The organism is Peterkaempfera griseoplana, assembly GCF_001418575.1.
Lineage (GTDB): Bacteria > Actinomycetota > Actinomycetes > Streptomycetales > Streptomycetaceae > Peterkaempfera > Peterkaempfera griseoplana.
The window spans coordinates 1-3,565 of the sequence record NZ_LIQR01000702.1 but is presented as its reverse complement, the minus strand read 5'-3'; the positions used below and the strand labels follow the sequence as shown (position 1 = coordinate 3,565).

At 75.4% G+C, this 3,565-nt stretch carries 4 protein-coding genes; 2 read left to right on the top strand and 2 right to left on the bottom strand.

What is annotated here, in order from left to right:
* Together AOK09_RS35695 and AOK09_RS35690 are read right to left on the bottom strand one after the other, a co-directional pair.
* Positions 1–204: hypothetical protein (locus AOK09_RS35695; protein WP_407675461.1), on the bottom strand; the 204-nt coding region annotated here is incomplete at its 3' end.
* A 191-nt stretch (positions 205–395) separates the two neighbouring features.
* Positions 396–1,172 (bottom strand): TIGR03089 family protein, encoded by a 777-nt coding sequence (locus AOK09_RS35690; protein ID WP_055591337.1) that lies wholly within the window; start codon positions 1,170–1,172, stop codon positions 396–398.
* 148 nt (positions 1,173–1,320) lie between these two features.
* Here AOK09_RS35690 and AOK09_RS35685 point away from each other — a divergent pair, with 148 nt between their 5' ends.
* Complete coding sequence (locus AOK09_RS35685) at positions 1,321–2,523, top strand: peptidoglycan recognition protein family protein (RefSeq protein ID WP_063796171.1); 1,203 nt, start codon at positions 1,321–1,323, stop codon at positions 2,521–2,523.
* Between the two features lie 23 nt (positions 2,524–2,546).
* Entirely contained in the window at positions 2,547–3,533 is a 987-nt protein-coding gene (locus AOK09_RS35680) for a DNA-3-methyladenine glycosylase family protein (protein ID WP_245687632.1), read from the top strand.
* Positions 3,534–3,565 lie beyond the last annotated feature (32 nt).

The window sequence follows — 3,565 nt, the reverse complement described above, 5'->3', positions numbered from 1 at the left end:
GGCCTCGGAACCGGAGGCCTCGGAACCGGAGGCCTCGGAACCGGTGGCCTCGGAACCGGTGGCCTCGGACCGGGCGGCTTCGGAACCGGCGGCTTCCGCGTCGGTGCGGGCCTCCCCCGTCACGCCCTCTGCGTCCTCGGCGGTGCCGGAGGACTCGGATGCGGGCCGCTCCGGCGGCTGGGGGATCTCGGAAGAAGTGGACACGGCGATTCTTGATCCCCCTGTGGGTCGTGCACAGGCGCCGCGGACCCGGTGCGGCGGGCGCGCTGCTGCCTGGCGGTTACGTCCAGTCAGACACCCAGGTGAATCGCAAGGTTGCACGAAGGGTCGAGCGGATGTGTGCCGCTCCGGCGGCGCCCACCCCGAGGGCGCCGCCCGGAACCGTCCGGCGGATCTCAGCCCAGCCGTACGGTGACCCGCTCGGAGGCGATCCGCTTCTCCCACTGCTCGGCCGTGAGCGCGCCGGAGTTGCGGCACAGCACCACCGAGCCGCCCGCGGCCAGCGGCGCCAGCAGCCCGGCCTCCAGTCCTTCCCATGAGTCGTACGGCAGCGTGGACAGCACCCGGTCCCCGGGGCCGACGCCCAGCCGGGCGGCGCCCGCCCGGGCCTGCCGTACCGTCTCCTCGCCGGTGAGCCGGTGTTCCGCGCCGTCGGCTGCGATCGACAGCGCGGGGGCGTCCGGGTCGACCGGCGAGTACGGCGCGAACCGGTCGCCCTGGGCGGGCACTTCGGTCGCGTAGTCGAGGAACCCGGCCGGGCGCTGCGGGAAGCGGCCGCCGAGCGGGCGGAGCGCCAGCGCCACCCGTTCGCCGGAGCAGGCCTGGGCGGCCTCCAGGCCGTCCGGACCGCTGACCACCAGGTCGGCCGCGGCCGGGTCGCCGCCGGGGGCGGCGGTCACCCCGACCGACCAGCAGGCGAGCAGCCAGACGGCGGTCTGCCAGTGGGCGGGCAGCAGCAGGGCGGCGGTGTCCCCGGGCCCTGCGCCGAGTTCGTCCTGGAGCAGGTTGGAGGTCTTGGCGACCCAGTTGTCGAACGTCCTGACGGAGAGTTCGACTCTCTCCCCTGTGCCGTCGTCGTAGAAAGTGACCAGGGGGCGGGCAGGGTCCCCGTCGAGCGCGGATCGCAGCAGGTCGGCGGGGGTGCGGGCGTCGGCGGCGAATGTCGCAGTCATGGTGCGCCCCAGACTAAGCCCTGCATGTGCCCGCGGTGTGCGCGGGCGTGGCACCTGTCTGCGGCGGTGTGGGCCGGTCGGCACGCGGAATCTGTCGGTTCGCCAGTTGAGGTGGCGTCATGGGCATTATGGGCTCAATATCCCTTTTATGCGTCTTACTCTCCTGACAGCACTGGGGGCGGGGTGCGCCGTAGTCGTCGCCCTGCAGAGCCTGACCGGCGGGAGCCCGGCGGACACCACCGTCCGAGCCGGGTTGGTGCCCGGGGACGCGGTCGCCGCCGCACCCGACGCCGACCCCGGGGGCACCACCACCACCATTCCGCTGGCCGCCGGCCGGCCCGGGGTGCGGGTGGTCGGGGCGAGTCCGCGGATCCTGGAGGTGCCCGCTGTCCGTACCCGGCCCTTCGACCTGCTCGGAGTCACCTGGGACGACCCCCGGGCTGCACTGGACGGCCGGGTGCGGATCCGGGTCCGGGACCGCAGAACCGGCGACTGGAGCGGCTGGCGGCAGGTGACCGGTGCCTCCGACGACGCCCCCGACGTCGGATCGGCCGAGCGCGACGCCCCCGGTGCCCGCGGCGCCACCGCGCCCTTCTGGGCGGGACCGTCCGACGGCATCCAGGTGCAGGCGGCCCCGGGCCCCTCGGGACTGCCCGCCGGCCTGCGGGTCGACCTGGTGGACCCGGGCACCGGCGCCCACAGCTCCGTCGAGCCCCGGGTGCTGCCCGCCGCCGGGCCGGGCGACGCGGGCCGGCGGCTCGCCCACCGCGCCTACACCGCCGACCGGCCCACCATCGTCACCCGGGCGGGCTGGAACGCGGACGAGTCGCTGCTCAGCGGTGAACCGGAGTACACGGGCAAGGTGAAGGTCGTCTTCATCCACCACACCGCCACCGGCAACGACTACGACTGCTCCGAGGCGGACGCGGTGGTCCGCTCCATCTACCGCTACCACGTGAAGAGCAACGGCTGGCGGGACATCGGCTACAACTTCCTGGTCGACAAGTGCGGAACCATCTACGAGGGCCGCGCGGGCGGCGTCGACCGCCCGGTGATGGGCGCCCACACCCTCGGCTACAACAGCGACTCCGCGGGGATCGCGGCCATGGGCACCTTCAGCAGCGGCGAGGTCTCCGAGGAGATGCTGGACGCCATCGCCAGGCTGGCGGCCTGGAAGCTGGGGATCGGCGGCCGCAGTCCGCTGGGCACCGCCGTCATGGGTTCCCGCAGGACCACCCTCCAGGCCATCTCCGGACACCGCGACGCGCTGGCCACCCAGTGCCCCGGCGACGTCCTCTACGCGGACCTCGACGACATCCGCAACCAGGCGGCGGAACTCCAGGGGAGGTAAGCGCACGCGTACGCTGGACGCCCATGACCGTCCCGCCGCCCAGACCAGCGCCCGGCCCGGCACCGTCCGCGGCCGCGCAGCAGCGCGTCTGGCGGCCGTCGTACCCGGTCGACCCCGGGCTCACCCTGGGCTGCCTGCGCCGGGGGCCGGGCGACCCCGCGTACCGGACCGCGGCCGACGGCGCCGTGTGGCGGGCCTCCCGGACCCCGGCCGGGCCCGGCACGGTGCGGATCGATGCGGTGCCCGCGGAGGGCGCCGTGGTGGCGCAGGCGTGGGGGCCGGGAGCGGAGTGGCTGCTGGACCGGCTGCCGTCCTGGCTCGGCGACGGCGACGATCCCTCCGGATTCGCCCCCGACCCGCGCCACCGGGTGCTCCACGACGCCCACCGGCGCCACCCCGGCCTGCGGATCGGCCGCACCGGGCTGGTCATGGAGGCGCTGGTGCCGTCGGTGCTGGAGCAGAAGGTCACCTCCGACGAGGCGTACCGGGGCTGGCGGCTGCTGCTCCAGCGCTTCGGTACGCCGGCGCCCGGGCCGGCCGCCGTCCAGGGATCGCCGGTGGCCCGGATGCGGATCGCCCCGTCCGCGCGGGACTGGGCGATGGTGCCGTCCTGGGAGTGGCATCGCGCCGGGGTGGACGCCAAGCGGGCCGCCACCGTGGTGCGGGCGGCCCGGCTGGCGCCGCGGCTGGAGGAGGCGTCCGCCATGGAGCCGGCGGCGGCCGCCGCCCGGCTCACCGCGGTGCCGGGCATCGGGCCCTGGACGGCCGCCGAGACGGTACAGCGCAGCAACGGCGACGCCGACGCGGTCACCGTCGGGGACCTGCACCTGCCCAACACCGTGGGGTGGGCGCTGGCCGGGCGGGAGCGCACCGACGACGCCGGGATGCTGGAACTGCTGGAGCCCTACCGGGGACACCGCCACCGCGCGTGCCGGCTGATCTGCCTCACCGGGATGCACGCACCCCGCCGGGCGCCGCGGTTGGCCCCCCGCGACTTCCGGGCCATCTGAAGGTTCTGCCCGCCCCGCCCATCGTTCTGCCC

Bases quoted from the DNA above. Each gene is read 5' to 3' on its own strand.
- AOK09_RS35690 (WP_055591337.1), bottom strand. From the start codon at position 1,172: ATGACTGCGACATTCGCCGCCGACGCCCGCACCCCCGCCGACCTGCTG.
- AOK09_RS35685 (WP_063796171.1), top strand. From the start codon at position 1,321: ATGCGTCTTACTCTCCTGACAGCACTGGGGGCGGGGTGCGCCGTAGTC.
- AOK09_RS35680 (WP_245687632.1), top strand. From the start codon at position 2,547: ATGACCGTCCCGCCGCCCAGACCAGCGCCCGGCCCGGCACCGTCCGCG.